We start from the raw sequence: 24,127 nt of genomic DNA, 5'->3' as shown, positions 1-24,127 counted from the left end.
TGTCGCCTCAGTCGAACTGGTCCCCCAGCGCCATCGCCGTCGTCCCGGCGATCAGCAGCCACAACGCCCGCCGGGTAGGCCCCCGGGAGCCGAGGACCGCGGCGGCGGCACAGACGGCGGCACCGAGGGCGTAGGCGGCCGGGACCAGGGCCGGTACGGCGCCGGTGAGCCGGAGCAGCGACGCGGCCAGCCCGGCGAGGGCCAGCAGCGCCCCGGTCCCGGCCGCCGTCCAGCGGGCCCGCCGCGCCACCTCCGCGGGGTCCACGACGTCCTGGGTCTCGGAATCACCGCGTCCGCTCATGGCGGGCGAGCGTACCTCTTACGGGTGAGAAAGCAGGATGCGGGGCAAGGTTTTGAGGAATCGGTCCGGCTCCGACGTACCCCTGTGCGCTGCGATGGACCCCCCGGACGCAAGGAGCCCGTTCACCGATGTCGGACACCGCACTCGAGACCTCGACCGACGACCTCGCCGGCCGGCTGGCCCACCCCCGATTCCCGCGCAGCAGTCACTACGACGTCCGCTGGACCATCGACAACCAGATGGGCCCGCACGCCCTGTGGCTGCTGGAGTGGCTGGCTCCCGCGCTCGGCCTGGACGCCCTGCGCCCGGGCGCGCGGGTGCTGGACCTGGGCTGCGGCCGCGCCATGACCTCCGTCTTCCTCGCCCGGGAGTACGGCGTCCAGGTCACCGCGGCCGATCTGTGGGTGGGCCCCGACGACAACGCGCGCCGGATCGCCGAGGCGGGCTTCGCCGACCGGGTGCTGCCGGTGCGCGCCGAGGCGCACGAACTGCCGTTCAGCGAGGGCACCTTCGACGCGATCGTGAGCATCGACGCCTACCAGTACTTCGGCACCGACGACCTCTACCTGCCCACCCTGACCCGGCTGCTGAAGCCGGGCGGGCGGATCGGCGTCGTCGTGCCGGGGCTGCGGGAGGAGATCGAGGGGGCCGAGCCGCCCGGGCATCTGGCGCCGCACTGGGATCCGGGGTTCTGGGCGTTCCATTCGCCCGCCTGGTGGCGCCGGAACTGGACGCGCACGGGCGCGGTGACCGTCGAGACGGCCGACTGGCTGGAGGACGGCTGGCGCGACTGGCTGCTGTGGAGCGAGGTGTGCGCCGAGGAGAGCACCGACGAGGTCATGGCCCGGATGGCCCGCGACTCGGTGGACCTCCTGAAAGCCGACGCGGGACGCCTGCTCGGCTTCGCCCGCGTCGTGGGACGCCGCGACTGAGCGGACGGCCCCGCGAGACATTCCCGGCGAACCGGACGCCGGCGGCCCGGGCCGCCGGCGCACCGGCGCGGATGAGTGAACGGCCCCTGCGGCAGCCCGGCTGAGCGGACGGTTGCGGAACTCCCCGCTTGAGCGGACGGCCCAGGGGATGCCCGGGCGGACGAACGGCCCGGGCCGCCGTCGTGACGCCACGGCTGAGCGGACGGCCCATGGGACACCGTGCCGGGCGGACGGCCCACCGGACACCACGCCGAGCGGACGGGCCGCGGGACACCGCAGGAGGTCGGGCCGGGACGGCACGGGCCGGACCGGGCCGGACCGGGGAAGGCCGCTGGGCGCCGTGGGAGACAGCACGGCCCCGGAGGACACCAGTGGTCCTCCGGGGCCGTGTGCGGTTGTCCCGGTGCGGGCCCGCTCAGCCCTCGGCGACGCCCAGCTTCTCCAGGATCAGCTCCTTGACGCGGGCGGCGTCGGCCTGACCGCGCGTGGCCTTCATCACGGCGCCGACCAGGGCGCCGGCCGCGGCCACCTTGCCGCCGCGGATCTTGTCCGCGACGCCCGGGTTGCCGGCGATGGCCTCGTCGACGGCGGCGGTGAGCGCGCCCTCGTCGGAGACGACCTTCAGGCCGCGCTTGTCGACGACCTCGTCCGGGGTGCCCTCACCCGCGAGGACGCCCTCGATGACCTGGCGGGCCAGCTTGTCGTTCAGGTCGCCGGAGGCCACCAGCTCGCTGACCCGGGCCACCTGCTCGGGCGTGATGGCCAGTTCGTCCAGCGTCTTGCCGGACTCGTTGGCGCTGCGCGCCAGTTCGCCCATCCACCACTTGCGCGCGGAGGCCGCGTCGGCGCCCGCGTCGATCGTGGCGACGATCGGCTCCAGGGCGCCGGCGTTGAGGATGGCCTGCATGTCGGTGGCGCTGACGCCCCACTCCTCGCGCAGCCGGTTGCGGCGCACCAGCGGCAGCTCCGGCAGCGCGGCGCGGATCTCCTCGACCCACTCGCGCGACGGCGCCACCGGCACCAGGTCCGGCTCGGGGAAGTACCGGTAGTCCTCGGCCTCCTCCTTCACCCGGCCCGACGTCGTCGACCCGGTGTCCTCGTGGAAGTGCCGGGTCTCCTGGACGATCGTGCCGCCGGAGGACAGCACGGCCGCGTGCCGCTGGATCTCGTAACGCGCCGCCCGCTCCACGGAGCGCAGCGAGTTGACGTTCTTCGTCTCCGAGCGGGTGCCGAACTTCTCGGAGCCCTTCGGCATCAGCGACAGGTTCACGTCGCAGCGCATCTGGCCCATCTCCATACGGGCCTCGGAGACGCCCAGCGCCTTGATCAGCTCGCGCAGCTCACGGACGTAGGCCTTGGCCACCTCGGGAGCCCGGTCGCCGGCGCCGACGATCGGCTTGGTGACGATCTCGATGAGCGGGATGCCGGCGCGGTTGTAGTCGAGGAGCGAGTGCGAGGCGCCGTGGATACGGCCGGTGGCGCCGCCGACGTGCGTCGACTTGCCGGTGTCCTCCTCCATGTGGGCGCGTTCGATCTCCACGCGGAAGGTCTCGCCGTCCTCCAGCTGCACGTCGAGGTAGCCGTCGAAGGCGATCGGCTCGTCGTACTGGGAGGTCTGGAAGTTCTTCGGCATGTCCGGATAGAAGTAGTTCTTCCGGGCGAAGCGGCACCACTCGGCGATCTGGCAGTTCAGCGCGAGGCCGATCTTGATCGCGGACTCGACGCCGGTCGCGTTGACGACCGGGAGCGAGCCGGGCAGGCCGAGGCAGGTCGGGCAGGTCTGCGAGTTGGGCTCGGCGCCCAGTTCGGTGGAACACCCGCAGAACATCTTGGTCTTGGTGCCGAGTTCGACATGGACCTCGAGGCCCATGACGGGGTCGTACGACGCCAGCGCGTCCTCGTACGACACCAGGTCGGTCGTGGTGGTCACGGTGAAACTTCCCTCTCAGCCCAGCAGGACGTCGTCGTCGCCCAGCCGCTTCAGTTCGCGGTACAGGATGGCGAGGCCGGTGACGATCGCGACCGCGGAGACGGTGGCGTCGATCAGCCGGAGCGTGTCCTGCTCGGCGCGGGCCTTCTTGATCTGCTTGGCGACACCGAACGCGCCGAACGCGGTGGTGGCCATCGACAGGTAGGTACCGGACTTGGACTTCTTGAAGTCCTTGGCCTTGGACAGCTTGCTCACAGCGACGGAGCCTCCTCCAGCAGCGGGTGACCCCACTTTTCCACGAAGGCGGCCTCGACGGCGGCGCCGACCTTGTACAGCCGGTCGTCCTTGAGCGCGGGGGCGATGATCTGCAGGCCCACCGGGAGGTTGTCCTCCGGGGCGAGGCCGCAGGGCAGGGACATGGCCGCGTTGCCCGCCAGGTTGGTCGGGATGGTGCACAGGTCGGCCAGGTACATCGCCATCGGGTCGTCGGCGCGCTCGCCGATGGGGAAGGCGGTGGTGGGCGTGGTCGGCGAGACGATCACGTCGACCTGCTCGAAGGCCTTCTCGAAGTCGCGCGTGATGAGCGTGCGCACCTTCTGGGCGCTGCCGTAGTAGGCGTCGTAGTACCCGCTGGAGAGGGCGTACGTGCCGAGCATGATGCGGCGCTTGACCTCGGGGCCGAAGCCCGCCTCACGGGTGAGGGAGGTGACCTCCTCGGCGGAGTGCCCGCCGTCGTCGCCGACCCGCAGGCCGTAGCGCAGGCCGTCGAAGCGGGCGAGGTTGGAGGAGCACTCGGACGGCGCGATCAGGTAGTACGCCGACAGCGCGAGGTCGAAGGACGGGCAGTCCAGCTCGACGATCTCGGCGCCCAGTTCCTTCAGCAGCGCGACGGACTCGTCGAAGCGCTGGATGACGCCGGCCTGGTAGCCCTCGCCGCGGAACTGCTTGACGACGCCGACGCGCATGCCCGCCACGCTGCCGTTGCGGGCGGCCTCGACGACCGGCGGGACCGAGGCGTCGATGGAGGTCGAGTCGAGCGGGTCGTGTCCGGCGATGACCTCGTGCAGCAGGGCCGCGTCGAGGACGGTGCGGGCGCAGGGGCCGCCCTGGTCGAGGGAGGACGAGAAGGCGACCATGCCGAAGCGGGACACCGCGCCGTACGTCGGCTTCACGCCGACCGTGCCGGTGACGGCGGCGGGCTGGCGGATGGAGCCGCCGGTGTCGGTGCCGATGGCGAGCGGCGCCTGGAAGGAGGCGAGCGCGGCGGAGGAGCCGCCGCCGGAGCCGCCGGGGATCCTGGTGAGGTCCCAGGGGTTGCCGGTGGGCCCGAAGGCGCTGTTCTCGGTCGAGGACCCCATGGCGAACTCGTCCATGTTGGTCTTGCCGAGGATGACGACGTCGGCGGCCTTCAGCCTCTTGGTGAGGGTCGCGTCGTACGGCGGGATCCAGCCCTCGAGGATCTTCGAGCCGACGGTCGTGGGCACGCCCTCGGTGGTGAAGATGTCCTTGAGCGCGAGGGGGACGCCGGCCAGCGGGCCGAGCTTCTCCCCGTTGGCCCGCTTCTCGTCGACGGCGCGGGCCTGGGCCAGCGCGCCCTCGCGGTCGACGTACAGGAAGGCGTGCACCTTCTCGTCGACGGCCTCGATGCGGGCCAGGTGTGCCTCGGTGACCTCGACGGCCGTGAGTTCGCCGGAGGCGATCTTCGCGGCGGTCTCGGCGGCCGTGAGCTTGATGATGTCCGTCATGGGATCAGTCCTCCCCCAGGATCTGCGGCACCTTGAAACGCTGCTGCTCCTGGGCCGGGGCGCCGGAGAGCGCCTGCTCGGGGGTGAGCGAGGGACGGACCTCGTCCGGGCGCATGACGTTCGTCAGCGGGAGCGGGTGCGAGGTCGGCGGTACGTCTTGGTCGGCGACCTCGCTGACGCGGGCGACCGCGCCGATGATGTCGTCGAGCTGTCCCGCGAAGTGTTCGAGTTCTTCGGGCTTCAGCTCCAGACGCGCCAGCCGGGCGAGGTGGGCGACCTCCTCGCGCGTGATGCCAGGCATGCAGCGTTCCTCTGGGGTGAGTGTGTGTGGTTTGGCCCAATCCTATGGGTCGGGGGCGGGTGACCGTGAACCGGTTTGCCTCCACCGCCCCGGCTCGGCCCCGGCGACCGTGCCGGGCCCCGCGCTTCAGGCCTCGCTCTCCAGGCCTCGCTCTTCAGGCGGGCGGGTGCCCCGCTCCTCAGCGGCCGGGCGGGCGGGTGTTCACTCGGCGGCCGGCAGGGCGGCCTTCGGGCGCTGCCAGCCCAGGGATCCGCGCGCCCGCAGCCAGGCCGTGGTCTCCTCGGGCGGCATGGCGGCGGCCACCAGCCAGCCCTGTACGGCGTCACAGCCGAGGTCGCGCAGGCGCTCCCAGGTCTCGTCGTCCTCGACGCCCTCGGCGACGACGAGCAGCCCGAGGGAGTGCGCGAGGTCGACCGTGCAGCGGACGATCTCCGCGTCCTCCGTGTCCACCGCGAGGCGCGCCACGAAGGAACGGTCGATCTTCAGCTCGCTGACCGGCAGCCGCCGCAGGTGCACCAGCGAGGAGTAGCCGGTGCCGAAGTCGTCCAGGGACATCTTCACGCCGTGCCCGGTCAGCGCGGCGAGCGTGTCGGCGGCGCGCTGCGGGTCCTCCAGCAGCACATGCTCGGTGATCTCCAGCTGCAGGGCGCCCGCCGGGACGCCGTGCCGGGCCAGGCGCGCCGCCACCGACCCCGCGAACCCGGGGATGTGGACGTCGCGCGGGGACACGTTCACCGCGACCGGCACGAACAGCCCCTGCGACCGCCACCGGGCGACCTGCCCGAGCGCCGTCTCCAGCACGTACTCCGTGAGGTGCGGCATCAGCCCGGAGGACTCGGCGATCGCTATGAACTCGTCCGGCGGCACCTTGCCCCGCTCGGGGTGGACCCACCGCACCAGCGCCTCGAGCCCGGCGACCTGGCCGTCGAAGCGGACCTTGGGCTGGTAGTGCAGCTGCACCTCGTGCGCGTCCAGGGCGCGGCGCAGGTCTCCCAGCAGTCCGAGCCGGTCCGGCGTGTTCGAGTCCCGCTTGGACTCGTACGCCTCGACGCCCGAGCGGTCCCGCTTCGCCTGGTACATCGCCACGTCGGCCCGCCGCAGCATCCCCTCGGCGTCCAGGGCGTGGTCGGGGAAGACGGCGACGCCCGCGCTGGCCTCCAGGACGAGGGTGAGCCCGTCGAGGTCGAGCGGGGAGCTGAGCGCGGCGACCAGGCCGCGGGCCACCCGGGTCGCGGACGTCGTGGAGTCGGCGACGGGCAGTAACACGGCGAACTCGTCGCCGCCGAGCCGCGCGGCCTCGGCCCCGCGCGGCAGCGCCACCCGCAGCCGGTCGGCGATCTGCAGCAGCAGCCGGTCGCCGGCGAGGTGGCCGAGTGTGTCGTTGACCGACCGGAAGCGGTCGAGGTCGATGAGCATCAGGGCGGAGCGGGCGCCGATGCGTTCGGCGTCGTCCAGCGCGGTCCAGATGCGCTCCAGCAGCCACTGCCGGTTGGGCAGCCCGGTCAGCGGGTCGCGCAGCTGTTCCTCCGCCCGGGCGCGGGCGATCCACAGGGTGGAGTCGAGGGCGATCAGCGGGATGGCGAACAGCGGCAGCAGCACGGGCTGTGCGGTGGCCACCACGCAGACCAGCGGGGCGATGCCGAGCAGCGCGACCGCGACCAGGCCCTGCCTGACCAGGGCGGTGCGGGCGACGGTTGGCACGCCGCCGCGGGGGACGTGCAGGTACCACAGCAGGGTGCGGGTGACGGCGAGGTAGGCGACGGCGACCAGCACCACCGCGGGGGCGGTGTACAGGGTCCAGGTGTCCGGGTCCGAGGGCGTCTCCACCGACGGCACCCGTCCGAAGGCGCCCAGTACGAGGGCTCCGGCGCCGATGCCGAGGATGTCCACGGAGCCGTGCAGCACGCCCTGCCGCCAGCGGCCCCGCCGGGCGATGCCGACCAGGACGACGACGCTGAGGCTGACCATGCCGGCGGGCACCCAGCCGTACAGCATCAGAACGGCGAGGGTGAGCGCGGCGCCGGAGCCGGTGCCGCCCCACCAGCGGGACCGCCCGAGCATGACCAGGTGGCCGACGATGACGCCGGTCAGCACCGCCAGGGACCAGCCGACGGGGCCGTCCGGGAAGAGCGCGTGGGTGCCGGTGAACGCCCGGTAGAAGCCGGCGCCGAGGACGCACCCGGCGACCGCGACGATCGCGGCGGGCAGCGCCGGCCAGGGCAGGTGCCGTTCGGTGTCGGCGTCCGGCAGTCCGGACGCGGGCACCGCGGTGAACTGCCGGACGCCCCGGCCGTCCGCCACGGTGTACTGTCCGGTGGCGCTCCCCCGCCCGCCCTGACGCTCCGAAGGCCGCACGCCCCGCCGGCCCGCCCACCGGTCGCCGGTCACCCGGCCCCGGCGCAGCCATGATTCCGGGGCAGCGCTCTCGGTCGGTTCCATTCCCGTCCCTCTCACAGCCGGCGGTGCCCACGCCCCGCGGCCCGATGCCCGACAACCGCCAACGGCACCGCGTCGGAAAACCCTTGCCGCGTCCTCACGAACCCGTCGAGGACAGCGGGGATGCCCCGACCGCGGCTGGGCGCGGCAGGCGCACCTCTCAACAGTAGGCCGCAGAAGGCTTTCACGGGCAGCGGTCGCCTACGGTCGCCCGAATGCGCCCTCGCCACCCGTATGCATCTGATATGCGCCGATCGAGTGGCCTTCAACCGCTATTCCTCAGCCGAAAGCGCGACTTCGGCCGCCGCTTCCGGCCCTTGTTCGAGCAGGACGCCGAACCCTTCCTCGTTCAGGACGGGAACCTTCAGCTGCATCGCCTTGTCGTACTTCGATCCGGGGTTGTCACCCACAACGACGAAAGACGTCTTTTTCGAGACAGAACCGGTGACCTTCGCCCCGCGGCTCTGCAGCGCCTCTTTGGCGCCGTCGCGGGTGAAGTGCTCCAGGGTGCCGGTCACGACGACGGTCAGGCCCTCCAGCGGGCGGGGGCCCTGGTCCTCGCCGGCCTCCTCCTCCAGCCGCACCCCGGCGGCCTTCCACTTGCGGATGATCTCCCGGTGCCAGTCCTCGGCGAACCACTCCTTGACGGCCTTGGCGACGATCTCGCCCACGCCGTCCACGGCGACGAGCTCCTCCTCGCCGGCCTGTTCGATGCGGTCGATCGAGCGGAACTCGCGGGCCAGCGCCTCGGCCGCGACCGGGCCGACGTGACGGATCGACAGACCGGTGAGGACGCGGGCGAGCGGGCGCTGCTTGGCGGCCTCGATGTTCTCCAGCATGGCGAGCGCGTTCTTGCGGGGGGCGCCCTCCTTGTTGGCGAAGACGGTGGCGACCTTCTCCTCGCCGGTCTCCGGGTCGCGCTTGGGCAGGCCGCTGTCCTGGTCGAGGACGTAGGCCCGGATGGGCAGCAGTTGTTCGACGGTGAGGCCGAACAGGTCGCCCTCGTCCTTCAGTGGCGGGTCCTTCGGCTCCAGCGGCTGGGTGAGGGCGGCCGCGGCGACGTACCCGAAGTGCTCGATGTCCAGGGCCTTGCGGCCCGCCAGGTAGAACAGGCGCTCGCGCAGCTGGGCCGGGCAGCCGCGGGCGTTGGGGCAGCGCAGGTCGACGTCGCCCTCCTTCATCGGCCTCAGCGGCGTGCCGCACTCCGGGCACTCGGCCGGCATCACGAACTCCCGTTCGCTGCCGTCCCGCTTGCTGACGACCGGTCCGAGGATCTCCGGGATGACGTCACCGGCCTTGCGCAGCACCACGGTGTCGCCGATGAGGACGCCCTTGGCCTTGACGACGTCCTGGTTGTGCAGGGTCGCGAACTCGACCTCGGAACCGGCCACCGTCACCGGTTCGACCTGGGCGTACGGCGTGACCCGGCCCGTGCGGCCCACGCCCACCCGGATGTTGACGAGCCTGGTGTTGACCTCTTCCGGCGCGTACTTGTAGGCGATGGCCCAGCGCGGCGCGCGCGAGGTGGAGCCGAGCCGTCCCTGCAGCGGGATCTCGTCGAGCTTGACGACCACTCCGTCGATCTCGTGCGCCACGGAGTGCCGGTGCTCGCCGTAGTGGGCGATGAACTCCCTTACGCCGTCGAGGTCGTCGACCACCCTGTTGTGCGGGGAGGTGGGCAGGCCCCACGTCTTGAGCAGGTCGTACACCCCGGACAGGCGGGAGGGGCCGTCGAAGCCCTCCAGGACGCCGATGCCGTGGACGACCATGTGCAGCGGGAGCGTCGCGGTGACCTTCGGGTCCTTCTGGCGCAGCGAACCGGAGGCGGAGTTGCGGGGGTTGGCGTAGGGCTTCTCGCCGGCCGCCACCCGGCGGGTGTTGAGGTCCTGGAACGCCTCCATGGGGAAGTAGACCTCGCCGCGGATCTCGACGAACCGCGGGACCCGCTCGCCCTTCAGCCGGTGCGGGATCTCCGCGATCGTCATCACGTTGGGCGTGATGTCCTCGCCGATCCGCCCGGTGCCGCGGGTGGCGGCGCGCACCAGGCGGCCGTCCTCGTAGGTCAGGTTCACCGCGAGGCCGTCGACCTTGAGCTCGCACAGGAAGTGGTGGTCGGGGGTGCCGACGTCGCGCTGGACGCGCTCGGCCCAGGCGGCGAGCCCGGCGTCGTCGAAGACGTTGTCGAGGGAGAGCATGCGCGAGCGGTGTTCGACCTTGGCGAGGTCGGTCTCGAACTCGACCGCGACCTTCTGCGTCGGCGAGTCCGGCGTGCGCAGCTCCGGGTACTGCTCCTCCATGGCCTCCAGGGAGCGCATGAGTTCGTCGAACTCCGCGTCGCTGATGACCGGGTCGTCCTTCCCGTAGTACCGGAGGCGGTGCTCCTCGATCTGCTCAGCGAGCTGGGCGTGCTTCTCCCGCGCCTCGGCGGGCACCGTCGTCTCCGCTTGCTTGTCGCCGGCCACCGTGTTGTCCTCCCGTTACTCTGGGTTGTCCGCGAGGGATCTCGCCGCCCGGACGCAGTGGGCGAGCGCCGCCCGCGCGTACCCGGGGGAGGCGCCCGCGAGTCCGCACGCCGGGGTGAGCGTGACCGTCTCCGCGAGGAGTCCCGGTCGCAGCCCCAGCCTGCGCCACAGCGTCCTGACCCCCATGACGCTACCGGCCGGGTCCGACAATGCGGTGTCCGTGCCGGGCACGATCCCGGCGAACAGCCGGGTGCCCCCTTCCACCGCCTCTCCGATCGCGTCGTCGTCACGCTCGGTGAGGAGTGAGAAGTCGAAGGAGACGGCCGCCGCGCCCGCCCGGCGCAGCAGCGCGAACGGGACGTCCGGTGCGCACGAGTGGACCACGACGGGGCCGTCGCCGTGCACCCCGACGAGGTCGCGGAGCGTGGCCTCGACGATCTGCCGGTCGACGGCCCGGTGGGTGCGGTATCCGCTGGCGGTCCTGACCTGTCCGCGCAGCACGGCGGTCAGGGACGGCTCGTCGAGCTGGAGCACGAGGTGCGCGCCGGGCACCCGGCGCCGTACCTCCTGGAGGTGCAGCCGCAGGCCCTCGGCCAGGGATGCGGCCAGGTCGCGGCAGGCGCCGGGGTCGGAGAGCGCGGCCTCGCCGTTCCTCAGCTCCAGCGCGGCGGCCAGCGTCCAGGGGCCGACGGCCTGCACCTTCAGCGGACCCTGGTAGCCCTGGGTGAACTCCTCCAGCGCGTCGAGGTCCTCGCCGAGCCAGGACCGGGCCCGTTTGGTGTCCCGGCCGGGCCGGTCGCCGACGCGCCACCCGCTGGGCTCCACGCGCGCGTACAACTCGACGAGCATTCCGGCGGTCCGGCCGATCATGTCGGCGCCGGGCCCCCGGGCGGGCAGCTCGGGCAGGAACGGGAAGTCCTCGAACGTCCCGGTCGCGGTCTTGGCGGCCTCCCGGGCGTCCCCGCCCGGCATGGAGCCGACGCCGGTGGCCGCGCCGAAGGTGACCTGGCTGTTTTCACTCACCCGGGAAGCCTACGGAACATCTCCGCCGGTTCACCGCCCCGGGCGCACCGTGAGGTCGTTGACCTCGGCGTCCCGGGGCAGGTCGAGGGCCATCAGGATCGTCGTGGCGACCGACTCCGGGTCGATCCACTTCGAGGGGTCGTACTCCTTGCCCTCCTGCTGGTGGACCTTGGCCTGCATGGGGCTGGCGGTGCGGCCGGGGTAGACGGAGGTGACGCGGACGCCGTTCGCGTGCTCCTCGTGGCGCAGCGCGTCGGCGAGCGCCTTCAGGCCGTGCTTGGAGGCGGCGTACGCGGACCAGTCGGCGTGGGCGGTCAGGCCGGCGCCGGAGTTGACGAAGACGACGTGGCCGCGGGCGGCGCGGAGCTGGGGCAGCAGCAGGCGGGTCAGCTCGGCGGGGGCGATCAGGTTGACGTCGAGCTGGTGGCGCCACGCCTTGGGGGTCAGCTCGCCGACCGGGCCGAGGTCGACGACGCCCGCGATGTGCAGCAGGCCGTCCACGCGGTCCGGGAGCGACTGGTGGGAGAAGGCCCAGGACAGCCGGTCCGGGTCGGCCAGGTCGCCGACGAGCGTCCGCGCGCCGGGGAAGAGCGCCGCCAGTTCCTTCGCGCGGCCCGCGTCGCGCGCGTGCAGCACGAGGTCGTCCCCGCGCGCGTGCAGGCGGCGGGCGACGGCCGCGCCGATGCCGGAGCCCGCCCCGGTGATCACATGTGTAGCCATGGCCACATCATCGCAGCCCGCCGCTCTCCTCCAGGTAGGCCAGCGCCCCGGCCGGCTCCTCGGCGAAGAACACCAGGTCGGCCAGTGGGCGCGGCAGGAATCCCTCGTCCTCCATGCGCCGGAACTGTTCCTTCAGACCGTCGTAGAAGCCGGCCGTGTTGAGCAGGACGACCGGCTTCTGGGTGTGGCCGTGCTTCTTGAGCTCCAGGATCTCGGTGGCCTCGTCGAGGGTTCCGGTGCCCCCGACCATGATCACCACGGCGTCCGACTTCTCCAGCAGCAGTCTCTTGCGCTCGGAGAGGTCCGCGGCGATGACCATCTCGTCGGCGCCGGTGCGTGCCTTCGCCGCCAGGAAGCCCACGGAGACCCCGCACAGCCTGCCTCCCGCCTCCTGTACGCCGTCGGCGACCACCTTCATCAGACCGACGTCCGAACCGCCCCACACCAGGGTGTGCCCGCCCTTGCCCAGCAGGACGGCGAACTCGCGGGCGGGGCGGGTGTAACGGTCGTGGAGGTCGGCGGCGGAGAGAAAGACGCAGATTCGCATGAGGGTCACCGTACGCGGGAAGAACCGGGCGTCCGCGAGCGCTTTTCCGGTATGACCGAAGGACACAAGATCACCATCGAGCAAGCCGACCAGCGCGTGCGCGCGGTGCACGGCGACCAGGTCCTCGCGGAGACCTCCCGGGCCCTGGTCCTGAGTGAGACGGGCTGTCCGCCGCGGTACTACATCCCCGCCGAGGACGTCCGCCTCGACCTGCTGACCCCGTCCGGCACCCACACCCACTGCCCGTTCAAGGGCACGGCCTCCTACTGGTCGCTGCCCGGCGCGGCGGACCTCGTGTGGGCGTATCCGGACCCCAAGCCGGAGGTGAGCGAGATCAAGGACCACCTCTGCTTCTACGAAGTGGAAGTGTCGTAGGCGGTTGACCGCGAGGAATCGCCCGCGGTGCGGCAGTCTCGTCAGACATGGACAAGAAGACCATTTCAGGCGACGGTACCCCCATCGCGTACCGGCGGACCGGACGGGGACCCGCGGTGATCCTGGTGAGCGGCGCGATGTCGACGGGCGCCACCGTGGCGCCCCTCGCCCCGTTCCTGGAGGACCGCTTCAGCGTGGTCGTCTACGACCGCCGGGGCCGTGGCGAGAGCGGTGACACGCGGCCCTACGCGGTGGCCCGTGAGGTGGAGGACCTCGCCGCGCTGATCGAGGCGGTCGGCGGGCAGGCCGCGCTGTACGGCATGTCGTCGGGCGGCGCCCTGGTCCTGCGGGCGGCGGCGAGCGGGCTGCCGGTGCGCGCGGCGGCGGTGTACGAGGTGCCGTTCGCCGTGTACGAGGGCGGGGCCGAGGAGCGCGCCGAGTACACCGAACGCCTCACCGAGGCGCTGGCCCAGGGCCGCCGCGGGGACGCGGTCGAGCTGTTCCTCAGGGCCACCGGCCTGGCCGAGGCCATGATCCAGGGCGCCCGCCGGTCCCCCATGTGGCCGGGCATGGAGACGCTCGCCCCCAGCCTGGCCTACGACAACGCGGTGATGGGCGACGGGCTGGTCCCCGAGGAACTGCTGGCCTCGGTCCCGGTCCCGGTGCTCTCCATCGCGGGCGACGCGAGCCCGGACTGGATGCGCCGGGCCGCCCGGGCGGTCACCGACAACGTGCCGCAGGGCGTGTACCGCGAACTGGCGGGCCAGACCCACATGGTGGACCCGCACGAACTCGGCCCGGTCCTGGCGGAGTTCTTCTCCACGGCCGCGCCCGCCGACGGGGATTAGCGCGAGGCTCCGGCCCTTATCCGCACTGGCCGGTGCGCGCGCGTCCGGCCCCGTGGGACACCCGACTCCGGCAGGGTGTCCCACGCCGGTGCCGTCGGGCCGGCCGCGGCGGACGACCGATCGAGGTGGCCGCGGTCAGGCCTATGGCGCGGGGCCGTCCGCACGGTCCCGAGCACCGGCGCTCAGGCCGCGAGCACCGGCAGTTCGGGCGGCTTCGGTGCGCTGCCGTCGCCGCTCCCGCCGCCGGGCGGCGGGTCACCCCCGCCGAGCACCAACTCGAACCAGACGGTCTTGCCGCCCACGCCGAACAGCGACTCGCCCAGGCTGCATCCGCCCCAGGCGTCGGCCAGCAGATCGAGGATCAGCAGCCCCCGCCCGCCCTCCGCGTGCGGTCCGCCCTGCGCCAACGGCAGGGGAAACACCGGGCAGGTGTCCATGACGCTGACCCGCACGGGGTTCGTCCAGCGCAGTCGCACGGTGGCGGGGCCGAGGGAGTACCGGACGGCGTTGGTGGTCAACTCGGAGGTCAGCAGTTCCGCCCGGTAGGTGAACTCCTCCAGCCCGTGCGCGCCGAGCACGGCCTTGAGCGTCGTACGGGCGACGGCCGGCCCGCGCGGGTCACGCGGGACGTACAGCTCGCACTCCCAGGGTTCGGCGAACGGGATGAGGGGTGGAGCGGGGAGGACATGGTCGTCCGGGCCCGGCAGTTCAGGGATCGGCTCGTGTTCCGCTTCCGCGTTCTTCACGCGTCACCTCCTTGTGCGTGCACGTGTGCGTGTTCGCGGTGCGACGGTCACGGTTTCGGTTCGTCGGGTTTGTCGGTGCTGTCCCATACGGCGCCACGCGCATCCCGGTCCACGCCGCGGACCCGGGCCCCGACACCCGGCGGTGGCCTGCCGCCGGTCCCTTCTTCCCGTCGGGCCCGGGACGGGAGTGGGGTGGGCGGTGCGCTTCCGCTGGGGGATGCAGTGGTGGCGTGGACCACACGCTAGCGCCTCGACTAAAACACGTGCTACCGACTTCACCTGAACGGGTTTTACCTTGAGTTTCGATGGACGCCGAGACCAGGAGATCGGCAAACTGTGCGCGCGAGCGAGGAGTTGTTCATGGCACCACGGCACCAGCCGAGCATCCGTCAGCGCCGGTTCGGAGCCGAACTACGGCGGCTGCGCGAAGCCGCCGGCATGGCCGCACCCGCGGCCGCGACGCGGCTCGGCGTCGACCGCACGATGATCTCGAACATCGAGTCGGGCCGGTTCGGCATCAGCGAGGAACGGCTACGGCGACTCGCGAGCATCTACGAGTGCAACGACCCCGACCTGGTCGACGCCCTGGCCGCGATGACCGGCGGACGCCCCAAAGGATGGTGGGACGAGTACCGGGGAAAGATCCCACCGGACTTCCTCGATGTAGCGGAGTTGGAGTACCACGCCACCAGCCTCAGAACCCTTCAGACCGCCCACATTCCAGGAATCTTCCAGACGGAGGATCACGCCCGCGCTCTCTTCGACCTGTTCTTCCCGGCACTCCCCCGCCTGGAAGTGGAACTGCGGGTAGCGCAGCGGCTCGGCCGGCACAGCGTGATCGCGAACAGCCCCGGCGTGCCGTACGTGGGTCACGTCCATGAGGCGGCCCTACGGATGCGGATCGGAGGACGCCACGTCGCCAAGGCACAGTTGAACCGACTGCTCGAGGAGAGCGAACGCGACAACGTCCGACTACTGGTCATCCCCTTCACGGCCGAGGGCTTCCCCATGGCCGGAGACACCGTGATGTACGCCTCGGCACCCAACGCCCACCTGGACACCGTGCAGGTGGACTCTCCCATCGGCGCCGTCTTCTTCGACTCACCCACCCATCTGGCCAACTTCCGGACCCGCCTGGACTTGGTCGAACGGGTGGCGTTGAATCCGAGGAAATCGAGGGACGTCATCCTTGAAATCATCGGAGACCTGTAAGAGGTGCCCTCTTTGTCTGAGTTGAAGTGGTTCAAGTCCTCGTTCTCGGAGGCGTCCGGCAACGCCTGCGTCGAGATCGCGTTCCGTGATGACGCACGGGTGGCGATACGGCACAGCGTCCATCCTGCCCGTGGCTTCTCCGTCGGCCGGACGGCATTCTCCTCGTTCGTCGACGCGATACGGTCCGGGGCCACAGCATCGGCATCCGTCAGCCAGTAGCTGCCGCAAGACCCTCTACTGGAATCACACGACCGATGGCGCGAATGGTCGCTGGCAGTCGTGCTGTGGGGGACGGTTGAATGCCTTGGTGAGCGACTACTGGACACCCGCGCATCAAGCGGTCGAGCAGGAGGACGCCGAGGCGCTGGCCCGGTTGCTGACCGCCGGCTCCGATCCCGATGAGGTCTTCGGCAACATGACGTTGCTGACGCACGCGATCGATGTCGAGGGTGATGGTTCCTTGCAGAGCGGGCAGCCGCTGACTGTGCACACCACGGCCGTGTTGCTGGCCTTCGGGGCCGATCCCGAGCTCGCAGATCCAGACGGCCGCACCCCCGTCGACATGGCCAGTCACTACGGCCACGACCTGGCCATGAAACTGCTGCAGACCCACATGAAGCGCAGGACGTCCAGGCCGTAGCTCTTGCCGGAGGCGTTGGCTCCGACGTGCGAATAATTCGCACGTCATAGCCTGAAACGACCCGCCGAATGCGCCAGGGCTCGTCACCCCACGTTGACCGAATTACTCCCAGCCGTGTAACCCAGCTCCGTCCGCGCCACGAGGTAAGCCTCGTACTGCGTCCGCGGCACCGGCGTCCCGGGACGGCGCGGCTAGCCGACGGAAGCCGTCGTGCGGGTGGTGGAGGCGATGGTGGCGGAGCCGACCACGCGGGTGCCGTCGTAGAGGACGATGGCCTGGCCCGGGGCCACGCCGCGGACCGGTTCGGTGAAGGTGACCTCCAGGCGGCCGTCGACCGGCTCCGCCCGCACCTCGGTCTCGCCGCCGTGGGCGCGCAGCTGGGCGGTGTAGGTGCCGGGGCCGGTGGGGGCCGCTCCGCACCAGCGGGGGCGGATCGCGGTGAGCGCGGAGACGTCCAGGGCCTCGGCCGGGCCGACGGTGACGGTGTTGTTCACGGGCGAGATGTCCAGCACGTAGCGCGGCTTGCCGTCGGGCGCCGGGGTGCCGATGCGCAGGCCCTTGCGCTGGCCGATGGTGAAGCCGTACGCCCCGTCGTGCGTGCCGAGCTTCGCGCCGGACTCGTCGACGATGTCGCCCTCGGCCCGGCCCAGCCGCCGGGCCAGGAAGCCCTGGGTGTCGCCGTCGGCGATGAAGCAGATGTCGTGCGAGTCGGGCTTCTTGGCGACGGCGAGGCCGCGGCGCTCGGCCTCGGCGCGGATCTCGTCCTTGGTGGTGACCGTGTCGCCGAGCGGGAACAGGGCGTGGGCGAGCTGCCGGTCGTCGAGCACGCCGAGGACGTACGACTGGTCCTTGGCCAGGTCGGAGGCGCGGTGCAGCTCGCGCGTGCCGTCCTCGTTGAGGATCACCTTGGCGTAGTGGCCGGTGCACACCGCGTCGAAGCCCAGCGCCAGCGCCTTGTCGAGCAGGGCGGCGAACTTGATCTTCTCGTTGCAGCGCAGGCACGGGTTGGGGGTGCGGCCGGCCTCGTACTCGGCGACGAAGTCCTCGACCACGTCCTCGCGGAAGCGGTCGGCGAGGTCCCAGACGTAGAACGGGATGCCGATGACGTCGGCGGCGCGGCGGGCGTCGCGCGAGTCCTCGATGGTGCAGCAGCCCCGCGCGCCGGTGCGGAACGACTGCGGGTTCGCGGAGAGCGCGAGGTGGACGCCGGTCACGTCGTGGCCGGCCTCCGCGGCGCGGGCGGCGGCGACGGCGGAGTCCACTCCGCCGGACATGGCGGCGAGGACGCGGAGGGGGCGCTGCGGGGTGTCAGTCATAGCCCCTCAAGGGTACGGGCCCGCGGGAACCGGAGCTCGCGAGTATCCGTTGTGGATCACATGGGGGTCGAGGCGGGGACGAGGAAGAGCGACGGGGACCGGCGGATCGGCCGGCGGGCCCTGCTCGTGGGCGGGGCGGCGGCCGCCGTGGGCACGGTCGCGCTGGCGCGCGAGGAGCTGGCGCACCTGTGGTGGCGGCTGCCGGGGGTGCGCAGGCCGCGGGTGGAGGGCGCGGTGGACTTCCGGGGCGCGCGCTGGGTGGCGGCCTCCCCGGCGAACTTCCGGTGGGCGGACCGGCCGGACGACTACCGGATCGACCGCGTGGTCATCCATGTCACCCAGGGCAGCTACGGCAGCGCGGTGAAGGTCTTCCAGGATCCCGGCCACCAGGCCGCGGCCCACTACATCGTGCGCCGGGACGGCCGGATCACGCAGATGATCCGCGAGCTGGACGTGGCGTTCCACGCGGGCAACCGGGCGTACAACGAACGCAGCGTCGGCATCGAGCACGAGGGCTTCGTGGACCGACCGGAGAACTTCACCGACGCGATGTACGCCGCCTCGGCCCGCCTGACGGCGGGGATATGCGGGCGGTACGGCATACCGGTGGACCGGCAGCACGTCATCGGGCATGTGGAGGTGCCCGGCACGGACCACACCGACCCGGGCCCGCACTGGGACTGGGACCGGTACATGCGGCTCGTACGGCGCGCGCGGGCCTGATCCGGGACCCGATCAGCAGCGCCGCGAGCCGCTGCGATCACTGACAGGCGTGACGCGGCGCTGTGCAGGCCGGGCGGAGTCCGCTGCGGGATGACCACGCCTGTGAAGGGGCGTGGGGAACTGCGCGACCGGCTACGACGGCCCCGCGGACGGCCGCGGCACAGCCACCCGGCACCCGCCGCGGAGCGTTCAGGTCAGGCCCGCCGCGCGGGCGCGTTCCACCGCCGGGCCGATCGCCTTCGCGACCGCCTCGACGTCGGCCTTGGTGGAGGTGTGGCCGAGGGAGAAGCGCAGGGTGCCGCGGGCCAGGGCCGGTTCGGCTCCGGTGGCCAGCAGGACGTGACTGGGCTGGGCGACGCCCGCGGTGCAGGCGGAGCCCGTGGAGCACTCGATGCCCTGGGCGTCCAGGAGCAGCAGCAGGGAGTCGCCCTCGCAGCCCGGGAAGGTGAAGTGGGCGTTGGCCGGGAGCCGGTCGACCGGGTCGCCGCCGAGGATGGCGTCCGGGACGGCGTCGCGGACGGCTTCGATCAGGCTGTCGCGCAGGGCGCCGATCTCGCGTTCGAACCACTCGCGCTGCTCGGCGGCCAGCCGTCCGGCGACCGCGAAGGAGGCGATCGCGGGGACGTCCAGGGTGCCGGAGCGCACGTGCCGTTCCTGTCCGCCGCCGTGCAGGACGGGCACGGGGCTGTGCTCGCGGCCGAGGAGCAGCGCGCCGATGCCGTACGGGCCGCCGATCTTGTGGCCCGAGACCGTCATCGCGGCGAGCCCCGAGGCGGCGAAGTCGACCGGTACCTGGCCGACGGCCTGGACCGCGTCGGCGTGCAGCGGGATGCCGAACTCGCGGGCCACCTCGGCGAGTTCACGGACCGGCAGGACGGTGCCGATCTCGTTGTTCGCCCACATCACGGTGGCCAGGGCCACGTCGGCCGGATCGCGGGCGATCGCCTCGCGCAGGGCCTCGGGGTGGACCCGGCCGTAGGAGTCGACCGGCAGGTACTCGACCGTGGCGCCCTCGTGCTCGCCGAGCCAGTGGACGGCGTCCAGGACGGCGTGGTGCTCGACGGGGCTGCTCAGGATGCGGGTGCGGGCCGGGTCGGCGGCGCGGCGCGACCAGTACAGGCCCTTGACGGCGAGATTGTCGGCCTCGGTGCCGCCGGAGGTGAAGACGACCTCGCTGGGGCGGGCGCCGAGCGCTTCCGCGAGGGTCTCGCGGGCCTCCTCGACCGTGCGGCGGGCCCTGCGGCCGGAGGCGTGCAGGGAGGAGGCGTTGCCCGTGACGCTCAGGTGCGCGGCGAGTGCCTCGACTGCCTCGGGCAGCATCGGGGTGGTCGCGGCGTGGTCGAGGTAAGCCATGATGCCCCGATTCTACGGGGCCCTCCTCACGGGCCGTCGGCCGCGGCAGGCGTGGCAGGCGCGGCAGGGCCGTGTTTTCGGCCGTGCCCCGTCGTCCTGGGGGCGTCGGCCGTGTGGCGGTGCCGGGCTCCCCCGGGCTCCCCCGGTCACAGGCTCCAGGAGACGGTGTTGGAGATCTCCATGGCGATCAGCAGGACGACCAGGTCGGCCACGCCGAGGGTCAGTCCCAGGTAGGCGCGGCCGCGGCGGGTGGTGCCGCGCCAGAGGGCGACGGCCGCGAGCACGATGGCGACGGGGCCGAGGAAGACGTTCAGCACGAGCAGGCCGAGCAGGCCGAGGATGAAGGACGCGACGGCCATGCCGTCGGCGTCGCGGGCGGGCGAGCGGGGCTCGGTGCGGCGTGCGGTGGCCGGGGCGGTGAGGTGCATGGTGCTCAGCTCCTGTGGGTCGGTGCGGACGGTCGTCGGTGCGGACGTCAGTGGGCCGAGGTCCGGCGGCGGTTGTGGCGCTCGCGGACGGCGAAGACGCCGAGCCAGACGGCGATGCCGGCGGCCGCGACGGCACTGACGGTCAGCGGCGCGTGGGCGACGGTGCCCAGCACGACGCCGAGCAGCATGAACGCGGCGACGAGGAACAGCATGAGATTCGATCCCCCTCCGGGGCGTCCGGGGACGCCACTCGATGACATCTCGGTGAACGATTGTAGTAACAGTTGTTCACTGACTACCGAGTCTAGCGTGTTCCATGCCTTTCAAATTCCGGAGAACAGTTGTTAACTGCATGGCATGAGTCACACCCTCGGCATCCGGCAGGCCCAGAAGCAGAAGACCCGGCAGGCACTCCTGGACGCGGCGCTCGCCCTGCTGGAGGAGCAGAGCCTGAGCAGCCTGGGCCTGCGTGAGGTCACCCGCGCCGTCGGCGTCGCCCCGACGGCCTTCTACCGCCACTTCCGCTCGACGGCGGATCTGGGCGTGGCCCTGGTCGAGGAGGCGCTGGGCAGCCTGCACCCGATGATCCGGGCGACGGTGTCCGCGGCCGACGACATCGATCAACGCATCGCGCGGGCCGTGGAGTTGATCGCCCGCCATGTCGACGCGTACCCCGCTCACGTCCGTTTCATCGCCCGCGAGCGGCACGGCGGGGTGCAGCCGGTGCGGGAGGCGATCCGCGAGCAACTGGAGCGGTTCGCCGAGGAGGTGAAGACCGAACTGGCCAAGGACCCCCAGTGCGCGGGCTGGAGCGACGACGACCTGCTCATGCTGGCCCATCTGTACGTCGACCAGATGCTGATCACGGCCTCGCTGTTCCTCCAGGCGCTGGAGGCCCCGCCGGAGGAGCGCGACCGCGTGACCCGGCGCGCCACCCGGCAGCTGCGGCTGATCACCGTCGGCCGGGACCACTGGCTGGACTGAGCCCGGACAGCGAGCGGGGCGGCACCCGACGTACGGGTGCCGCCCCTGCCGTACGACGCCGGGTCAGCTCCCGGTCGCGCTCCGGCTCGGGGCGCCGCTGGGCATCGCGCCGCCACCGCCGGGACCGCCGCAGCCGCCCTGGCCCCCGCCGGGGCCGCCCTGGCCCGCACCGGGGCCGCCGCTGGGCGCACCGCTCGGCATCCCCGACGGCGCGCCGGAGGGCCGGTCGGTCGCCTTGCCCGTCGGGGCGCCCGACGGAACACCGCTCGGCATCCCCGAGGGCCGGCCGCCCGGCGCGCCCGACGGCGGCTGACATGACTGCTGGGCGGAGGCGCCGCTGCCGGAGGAGGACGACGAGCCGTCCGAGCCGCAGGCCACCAGGGCCAGCGGCGAGAACGCCAGCAGGGCGACCGCGGGGACGAGACGCACACGCTTCATGAGGGACAGCTCCGGGGGAGAATGAGGAAGTCCTGAGGCGGGTACTCAACCAACCGCGGTTAGGCGCTTGTTGGGGCCGGCCTGTCCCCGGGCTGTCAATCGGGTGAAGCGGACCTCAAGGCGCGCCGCCCACCGGCCGCTTCACGGTCCGCCCACGGCCGCCGGCCGGTACAGCCTCATGACGGAGGCGGCCGCGGCCGCCAGCTCCTCGCGCACCTCCGGCGGCGAGAGGACCTCCACCTGGTCGGCGTACGGCAGCAGTTGGCGCGCCTCGCGGACGACGCCGTACGACAGGCGCACGGTGACCCACTCGCCGGTGCCGGCGTCGTCGGGGAGTGCGGCCAGGTGCCCGGCGTTCAGGCGCAGGAACATGTCCAGCCGCTCGCGCCTGACCCGGACGGTGACGTCGAGCCCGCCCGTCCGCTCCTCGACCTGGCGGCGCAACACCTCCCAGGCGTCGGCGAGTTCGACGCCGGGCCGTCGCCTGACGGGATCGTCCAGGACGGTCGCCGACCGCACCCGATCGGCGCGGAACAGCCGCGGTCTCGCCCGCCGGTCGGCGACCAGGTACCAGACGCCGGCCTTGGAGACGAGGCCGTAGGGGTCGACGGTGTACGTCCGCGTCTCCCGCTCGCCGCTGTGCCGGTAGCGCAGCCGGAGCCTGCGGTCGGCGAAGACCGCGTCCTGCGGCACCTGGAGGTCCACGGCCCGTCGCGGGCCGCCCTTCCAGCGGGTGGCGTCGACCAGGATGCGGCGGCTGGTCTCCTCCGCGGCCGGGCGGTGCGGCGCGGGCAGGGCGGCCATCACCTTGCGCAGCGCCGAACCGAGGGCCTCGTCCAGGCCGAGCGCCGCGTGCGCGCCCTGCGCGGCCAGGATGAACAGCGCGCGGGACTCGTCGGCGGTCAGTCCCGTGACGTCCGTGCGGAACCCGGCCAGCAGCTCGATGCCGCCGTGCCGCCCGCGTTCGGCGTAGACGGGCACGCCGGCGGCCGACAGGGCCTCGACGTCGCGGTAGACGGTCCGCACCGACACCTCGAGCCGGTCGGCGAGCTCGCGGGCGGGGACGCGGCCGCGGGTCTGCAGGAGCAGCAGGATCGACAGCAGACGGCCGGACTTCACAGGGTCAGGATCCCTCCGCCGGAGACCCGCGGCAAATGTTGACGGAAGATGTCAGGTTATCGGGCGAACCTGGGGGCAAGGACAGCAGAACAGAAAGGCCCGGCCATGAACGCCATCGACCCCCGCCCCGTCTACGCCCGCGCCACCGAGCAGGCCGCCGAGCTGATCAGGACCGTCCGGCCGGAGCAGCTGGCCGCTCCGACGCCGTGCGCCGAGTACGACGTGCGCGCCCTGCTCGGTCACGTCGTCGGCGGCACCCTGCGCATGGCGGTGGCCGGCGAGGGCGGCGACGGGCTCGCCGTGCACCCGTCCGCCGACGTCGCCGACGACGGGTGGGCGGACGCCTTCGAGGAGGTCCGCGCCCGCGCGCTGCGGGCCTGGGCGGACGACGCCCGGATGCAGGCGCCGGTGCGGGTGCCGTGGGGCGAGGTACCCGGCGCAGCGGCCCTGTCGGGTTACACGATGGAGCTGGTGACGCACACCTGGGACCTGTCCGAGGCACTCGGCCGCCCGCTCCCGCTCGACCCGGAGCTGGGCGCGTTCGCGCTCTCCGTCGCCCGCCGCGTCCTGGCCGACCCCCGGCGCGACGCGGACGGACCGTTCGGCTCGGCGCGGCCGACCCCCGAGGGGGCCGACGTCTACGGCGAACTGGCGGCCTGGCTGGGCCGGACGCCGTTCAGCCGAGTCTGACCCGGGCGAGCTGGCGGGACTGGGCGACCAGCCGGTCCGCGCTGTCCCAGACCTCGGCGTCCTCCTCCAGGAAGCCGCCGGCCAGGTTGCGGGTGCTGATCGCCACGCGCACCGGCCCGGGGGCGGGGCGGCAGCGGACGTGGACCGTCAGCTCGACCGTCGGCACCCAGCCGGACAGGCCGAGTTCGAACGCGGTGGGCGGCAGCGCGTCCACCGCGAGGAGCAGCGAGAGGGGGTCGGCGTCGCGGCCGTCGGCGAGGCCGAACCAGGCCCGCATCTCGCCCTTGCCGGAGGGGGCGCCGAGCGCCCAGCCCAGGGTGGACGGGTCCAGCTTGAGCATCAGGCGGTCGGCGATGGCCGAGCTGCCGGAGACGGGCGCCGGGCCGTCCTCCGGGCCGAAGCACTGGTCCATCGGCGGCATCGCGGGCGGCCGGGCGGTCGTGCGGACGTCGTCGGGGAGGTTGCCCAGGTCGCCGTAGGAGGCCAGGACGCGGATCCGCTCGACCTCGGCGCCCCGCTCGTCGTACTGCAGCAGCGACGCCTGGCCGGTCGACAGCGTCCGGCCGGTGCGCACGATCTCCGTGCGCACCACCGCCGGGCCCGGCTGGGAGGCGGTCAGGTAGTGGGCGGAGATGGTGAACGGGTCGGAGTGCGGCAGGGCGTCCGCGAGCGCGCGGCCCAGGACAGCCAGCAGATAGCCGCCGTTGACGGCGTTGATGATCGTCCAGCCGGCGGAGAGGTCGATGTCGTAGACGCCGGGGGCGCGACGGGTCAGCGCGGTGTCCCGGTCGAACTCGCTGTCCCCGATGGTGGCCCGCGCGGCAGGTGCGGCGGCTGCTTCTGGCATGGGTGAACATT

At 72.5% G+C, this 24,127-nt stretch carries 27 protein-coding genes; 9 read left to right on the top strand and 18 right to left on the bottom strand.

The annotated features are described in order from the left end of the window. Positions 1-7 precede the first annotated feature (7 nt). The gene (locus ACH4ZX_RS21665) at positions 8-301 is read right to left on the bottom strand and encodes a hypothetical protein (RefSeq protein WP_398275010.1); all 294 of its coding nucleotides are present in this window, start codon (positions 299-301) and stop codon (positions 8-10) included. A gap of 128 nt (positions 302-429) precedes the next feature. Between ACH4ZX_RS21665 and ACH4ZX_RS21660 the strand changes: the two genes are divergently transcribed. Continuing rightward, positions 430-1,233 (top strand): SAM-dependent methyltransferase, encoded by an 804-nt coding sequence (locus tag ACH4ZX_RS21660; protein WP_398275007.1) that lies wholly within the window; start codon positions 430-432, stop codon positions 1,231-1,233. A gap of 415 nt (positions 1,234-1,648) precedes the next feature. Here the strand turns inward: ACH4ZX_RS21660 and gatB are convergent, their stop codons facing one another. The 9 genes from gatB to ACH4ZX_RS21615 form a co-directional block, all read right to left on the bottom strand. Continuing rightward, entirely contained in the window at positions 1,649-3,163 is a 1,515-nt protein-coding gene (gatB, locus tag ACH4ZX_RS21655) for an Asp-tRNA(Asn)/Glu-tRNA(Gln) amidotransferase subunit GatB (protein ID WP_398275004.1), read from the bottom strand. 15 nt (positions 3,164-3,178) lie between these two features. Beyond that, positions 3,179-3,418: a hypothetical protein gene (locus tag ACH4ZX_RS21650; RefSeq protein ID WP_351892698.1), complete on the bottom strand. Its 240-nt coding sequence runs from the start codon at positions 3,416-3,418 to the stop codon at positions 3,179-3,181. Beyond that, on the bottom strand, positions 3,415-4,908 hold the full coding sequence (gene gatA / locus ACH4ZX_RS21645) for an Asp-tRNA(Asn)/Glu-tRNA(Gln) amidotransferase subunit GatA (protein WP_398275000.1): 1,494 nt from the start codon (positions 4,906-4,908) through the stop codon (positions 3,415-3,417). The genes ACH4ZX_RS21650 and gatA overlap by 4 nt, the downstream gene beginning before the upstream one ends. A 4-nt stretch (positions 4,909-4,912) precedes the next feature. Further along, complete coding sequence (gatC, locus tag ACH4ZX_RS21640) at positions 4,913-5,209, bottom strand: Asp-tRNA(Asn)/Glu-tRNA(Gln) amidotransferase subunit GatC (protein WP_030231941.1); 297 nt, start codon at positions 5,207-5,209, stop codon at positions 4,913-4,915. A 201-nt stretch (positions 5,210-5,410) separates the two neighbouring features. Then, positions 5,411-7,648 (bottom strand): putative bifunctional diguanylate cyclase/phosphodiesterase, encoded by a 2,238-nt coding sequence (locus ACH4ZX_RS21635; RefSeq protein ID WP_398274996.1) that lies wholly within the window; start codon positions 7,646-7,648, stop codon positions 5,411-5,413. A gap of 269 nt (positions 7,649-7,917) precedes the next feature. Next, positions 7,918-10,107, bottom strand: coding sequence for an NAD-dependent DNA ligase LigA (gene ligA, locus ACH4ZX_RS21630; RefSeq protein WP_398274993.1), 2,190 nt, complete (start codon positions 10,105-10,107; stop codon positions 7,918-7,920). A 15-nt stretch (positions 10,108-10,122) separates the two neighbouring features. Continuing rightward, positions 10,123-11,130, bottom strand: a complete 1,008-nt coding sequence (locus ACH4ZX_RS21625; protein ID WP_398274990.1) for a methionine synthase — start codon at positions 11,128-11,130, stop codon at positions 10,123-10,125. Between the two features lie 30 nt (positions 11,131-11,160). After that, a complete protein-coding gene (locus ACH4ZX_RS21620) occupies positions 11,161-11,850 on the bottom strand; it encodes an SDR family oxidoreductase (RefSeq protein WP_398274987.1) in 690 nt (229 codons plus the stop codon). A 7-nt stretch (positions 11,851-11,857) separates the two neighbouring features. Continuing rightward, complete coding sequence (locus ACH4ZX_RS21615; protein ID WP_398274984.1) at positions 11,858-12,397, bottom strand: TIGR00730 family Rossman fold protein; 540 nt, start codon at positions 12,395-12,397, stop codon at positions 11,858-11,860. 51 nt (positions 12,398-12,448) lie between these two features. Between ACH4ZX_RS21615 and ACH4ZX_RS21610 the strand changes: the two genes are divergently transcribed. Beyond that, positions 12,449-12,772, top strand: coding sequence for a DUF427 domain-containing protein (locus tag ACH4ZX_RS21610; RefSeq protein WP_360756171.1), 324 nt, complete (start codon positions 12,449-12,451; stop codon positions 12,770-12,772). 47 nt (positions 12,773-12,819) lie between these two features. Next, positions 12,820-13,620: an alpha/beta fold hydrolase gene (locus ACH4ZX_RS21605; protein ID WP_398274981.1), complete on the top strand. Its 801-nt coding sequence runs from the start codon at positions 12,820-12,822 to the stop codon at positions 13,618-13,620. A 182-nt stretch (positions 13,621-13,802) separates the two neighbouring features. On the opposite strand, the gene ACH4ZX_RS21600 is transcribed toward ACH4ZX_RS21605, so the two are convergent. Then, positions 13,803-14,366 (bottom strand): ATP-binding protein, encoded by a 564-nt coding sequence (locus ACH4ZX_RS21600; RefSeq protein ID WP_398274978.1) that lies wholly within the window; start codon positions 14,364-14,366, stop codon positions 13,803-13,805. 360 nt (positions 14,367-14,726) lie between these two features. Here ACH4ZX_RS21600 and ACH4ZX_RS21595 point away from each other — a divergent pair, with 360 nt between their 5' ends. The 3 genes from ACH4ZX_RS21595 (at position 14,727) to ACH4ZX_RS21585 (ending at position 16,218) form a co-directional block, all read left to right on the top strand. After that, the gene (locus ACH4ZX_RS21595) at positions 14,727-15,578 is read left to right on the top strand and encodes a helix-turn-helix domain-containing protein (protein ID WP_398274975.1); all 852 of its coding nucleotides are present in this window, start codon (positions 14,727-14,729) and stop codon (positions 15,576-15,578) included. 3 nt (positions 15,579-15,581) lie between these two features. Further along, complete coding sequence (locus tag ACH4ZX_RS21590; RefSeq protein WP_398274972.1) at positions 15,582-15,797, top strand: DUF397 domain-containing protein; 216 nt, start codon at positions 15,582-15,584, stop codon at positions 15,795-15,797. Positions 15,798-15,885: 88 nt separating this feature from the next. Further along, positions 15,886-16,218 carry an ankyrin repeat domain-containing protein gene (locus ACH4ZX_RS21585; protein ID WP_398274969.1) on the top strand — a complete coding sequence of 111 codons (333 nt, stop codon included), beginning with the start codon at positions 15,886-15,888 and terminating at the stop codon, positions 16,216-16,218. A gap of 191 nt (positions 16,219-16,409) precedes the next feature. Here the strand turns inward: ACH4ZX_RS21585 and mnmA are convergent, their stop codons facing one another. Then, the gene (mnmA, locus tag ACH4ZX_RS21580; RefSeq protein ID WP_398274966.1) at positions 16,410-17,534 is read right to left on the bottom strand and encodes a tRNA 2-thiouridine(34) synthase MnmA; all 1,125 of its coding nucleotides are present in this window, start codon (positions 17,532-17,534) and stop codon (positions 16,410-16,412) included. 60 nt (positions 17,535-17,594) lie between these two features. Between mnmA and ACH4ZX_RS21575 the strand changes: the two genes are divergently transcribed. Beyond that, a complete protein-coding gene (locus ACH4ZX_RS21575) occupies positions 17,595-18,257 on the top strand; it encodes an N-acetylmuramoyl-L-alanine amidase (RefSeq protein ID WP_398274963.1) in 663 nt (220 codons plus the stop codon). Between the two features lie 189 nt (positions 18,258-18,446). On the opposite strand, the gene ACH4ZX_RS21570 is transcribed toward ACH4ZX_RS21575, so the two are convergent. From ACH4ZX_RS21570 to ACH4ZX_RS21560, 3 genes are all read right to left on the bottom strand, one after another. Next, positions 18,447-19,610 (bottom strand): cysteine desulfurase family protein, encoded by a 1,164-nt coding sequence (locus tag ACH4ZX_RS21570; RefSeq protein ID WP_398274960.1) that lies wholly within the window; start codon positions 19,608-19,610, stop codon positions 18,447-18,449. Positions 19,611-19,756: 146 nt separating this feature from the next. Beyond that, positions 19,757-20,038, bottom strand: a complete 282-nt coding sequence (locus tag ACH4ZX_RS21565; RefSeq protein ID WP_398274957.1) for a DUF4190 domain-containing protein — start codon at positions 20,036-20,038, stop codon at positions 19,757-19,759. Between the two features lie 47 nt (positions 20,039-20,085). Beyond that, positions 20,086-20,250, bottom strand: coding sequence for a hypothetical protein (locus tag ACH4ZX_RS21560; RefSeq protein ID WP_398274954.1), 165 nt, complete (start codon positions 20,248-20,250; stop codon positions 20,086-20,088). Between the two features lie 145 nt (positions 20,251-20,395). On the opposite strand from ACH4ZX_RS21560, the gene ACH4ZX_RS21555 reads away from it, so the two are divergent. Next, on the top strand, positions 20,396-21,022 hold the full coding sequence (locus ACH4ZX_RS21555) for a TetR family transcriptional regulator (protein WP_398274951.1): 627 nt from the start codon (positions 20,396-20,398) through the stop codon (positions 21,020-21,022). Positions 21,023-21,085: 63 nt separating this feature from the next. Here ACH4ZX_RS21555 and ACH4ZX_RS21550 read toward each other — a convergent pair whose 3' ends face one another. Next, complete coding sequence (locus tag ACH4ZX_RS21550) at positions 21,086-21,460, bottom strand: hypothetical protein (RefSeq protein ID WP_398274948.1); 375 nt, start codon at positions 21,458-21,460, stop codon at positions 21,086-21,088. 141 nt (positions 21,461-21,601) lie between these two features. Further along, positions 21,602-22,579: a helix-turn-helix transcriptional regulator gene (locus ACH4ZX_RS21545; protein ID WP_398274945.1), complete on the bottom strand. Its 978-nt coding sequence runs from the start codon at positions 22,577-22,579 to the stop codon at positions 21,602-21,604. Positions 22,580-22,684: 105 nt separating this feature from the next. On the opposite strand from ACH4ZX_RS21545, the gene ACH4ZX_RS21540 reads away from it, so the two are divergent. Continuing rightward, entirely contained in the window at positions 22,685-23,269 is a 585-nt protein-coding gene (locus tag ACH4ZX_RS21540) for a TIGR03086 family metal-binding protein (RefSeq protein ID WP_398274942.1), read from the top strand. Here the strand turns inward: ACH4ZX_RS21540 and ACH4ZX_RS21535 are convergent. Continuing rightward, entirely contained in the window at positions 23,256-24,116 is an 861-nt protein-coding gene (locus ACH4ZX_RS21535; RefSeq protein WP_398274939.1) for a thioesterase family protein, read from the bottom strand. The genes ACH4ZX_RS21540 and ACH4ZX_RS21535 overlap by 14 nt on opposite strands. Positions 24,117-24,127 lie beyond the last annotated feature (11 nt).

It is taken from the genome of Streptomyces sp. NPDC020490 (assembly GCF_044335305.1).
Classification (GTDB): Bacteria; Actinomycetota; Actinomycetes; order Streptomycetales; family Streptomycetaceae; genus Streptomyces.
Note: the sequence above shows the minus strand (reverse complement) of the source record. Positions and strands in the feature narration are given on the sequence as shown.

Bases quoted from the DNA above. Each gene is read 5' to 3' on its own strand.
- ACH4ZX_RS21550 (WP_398274948.1), bottom strand. From the start codon at position 21,460: ATGAAGCGTGTGCGTCTCGTCCCCGCGGTCGCCCTGCTGGCGTTCTCG.
- ACH4ZX_RS21555 (WP_398274951.1), top strand. From the start codon at position 20,396: ATGAGTCACACCCTCGGCATCCGGCAGGCCCAGAAGCAGAAGACCCGG.
- ACH4ZX_RS21575 (WP_398274963.1), top strand. From the start codon at position 17,595: ATGGGGGTCGAGGCGGGGACGAGGAAGAGCGACGGGGACCGGCGGATC.
- gatC (WP_030231941.1), bottom strand. From the start codon at position 5,209: ATGCCTGGCATCACGCGCGAGGAGGTCGCCCACCTCGCCCGGCTGGCG.
- ACH4ZX_RS21570 (WP_398274960.1), bottom strand. From the start codon at position 19,610: ATGGCTTACCTCGACCACGCCGCGACCACCCCGATGCTGCCCGAGGCA.
- ACH4ZX_RS21620 (WP_398274987.1), bottom strand. From the start codon at position 11,850: ATGGCTACACATGTGATCACCGGGGCGGGCTCCGGCATCGGCGCGGCC.
- mnmA (WP_398274966.1), bottom strand. From the start codon at position 17,534: ATGACTGACACCCCGCAGCGCCCCCTCCGCGTCCTCGCCGCCATGTCC.
- ACH4ZX_RS21615 (WP_398274984.1), bottom strand. From the start codon at position 12,397: ATGCGAATCTGCGTCTTTCTCTCCGCCGCCGACCTCCACGACCGTTAC.
- ACH4ZX_RS21535 (WP_398274939.1), bottom strand. From the start codon at position 24,116: ATGCCAGAAGCAGCCGCCGCACCTGCCGCGCGGGCCACCATCGGGGAC.
- ACH4ZX_RS21605 (WP_398274981.1), top strand. From the start codon at position 12,820: ATGGACAAGAAGACCATTTCAGGCGACGGTACCCCCATCGCGTACCGG.
- gatA (WP_398275000.1), bottom strand. From the start codon at position 4,908: ATGACGGACATCATCAAGCTCACGGCCGCCGAGACCGCCGCGAAGATC.
- ACH4ZX_RS21560 (WP_398274954.1), bottom strand. From the start codon at position 20,250: ATGCTGTTCCTCGTCGCCGCGTTCATGCTGCTCGGCGTCGTGCTGGGC.
- ACH4ZX_RS21660 (WP_398275007.1), top strand. From the start codon at position 430: ATGTCGGACACCGCACTCGAGACCTCGACCGACGACCTCGCCGGCCGG.
- ACH4ZX_RS21565 (WP_398274957.1), bottom strand. From the start codon at position 20,038: ATGCACCTCACCGCCCCGGCCACCGCACGCCGCACCGAGCCCCGCTCG.
- ACH4ZX_RS21635 (WP_398274996.1), bottom strand. From the start codon at position 7,648: ATGGAACCGACCGAGAGCGCTGCCCCGGAATCATGGCTGCGCCGGGGC.
- ACH4ZX_RS21595 (WP_398274975.1), top strand. From the start codon at position 14,727: ATGGCACCACGGCACCAGCCGAGCATCCGTCAGCGCCGGTTCGGAGCC.
- ACH4ZX_RS21540 (WP_398274942.1), top strand. From the start codon at position 22,685: ATGAACGCCATCGACCCCCGCCCCGTCTACGCCCGCGCCACCGAGCAG.
- ACH4ZX_RS21665 (WP_398275010.1), bottom strand. From the start codon at position 301: ATGAGCGGACGCGGTGATTCCGAGACCCAGGACGTCGTGGACCCCGCG.
- ACH4ZX_RS21610 (WP_360756171.1), top strand. From the start codon at position 12,449: ATGACCGAAGGACACAAGATCACCATCGAGCAAGCCGACCAGCGCGTG.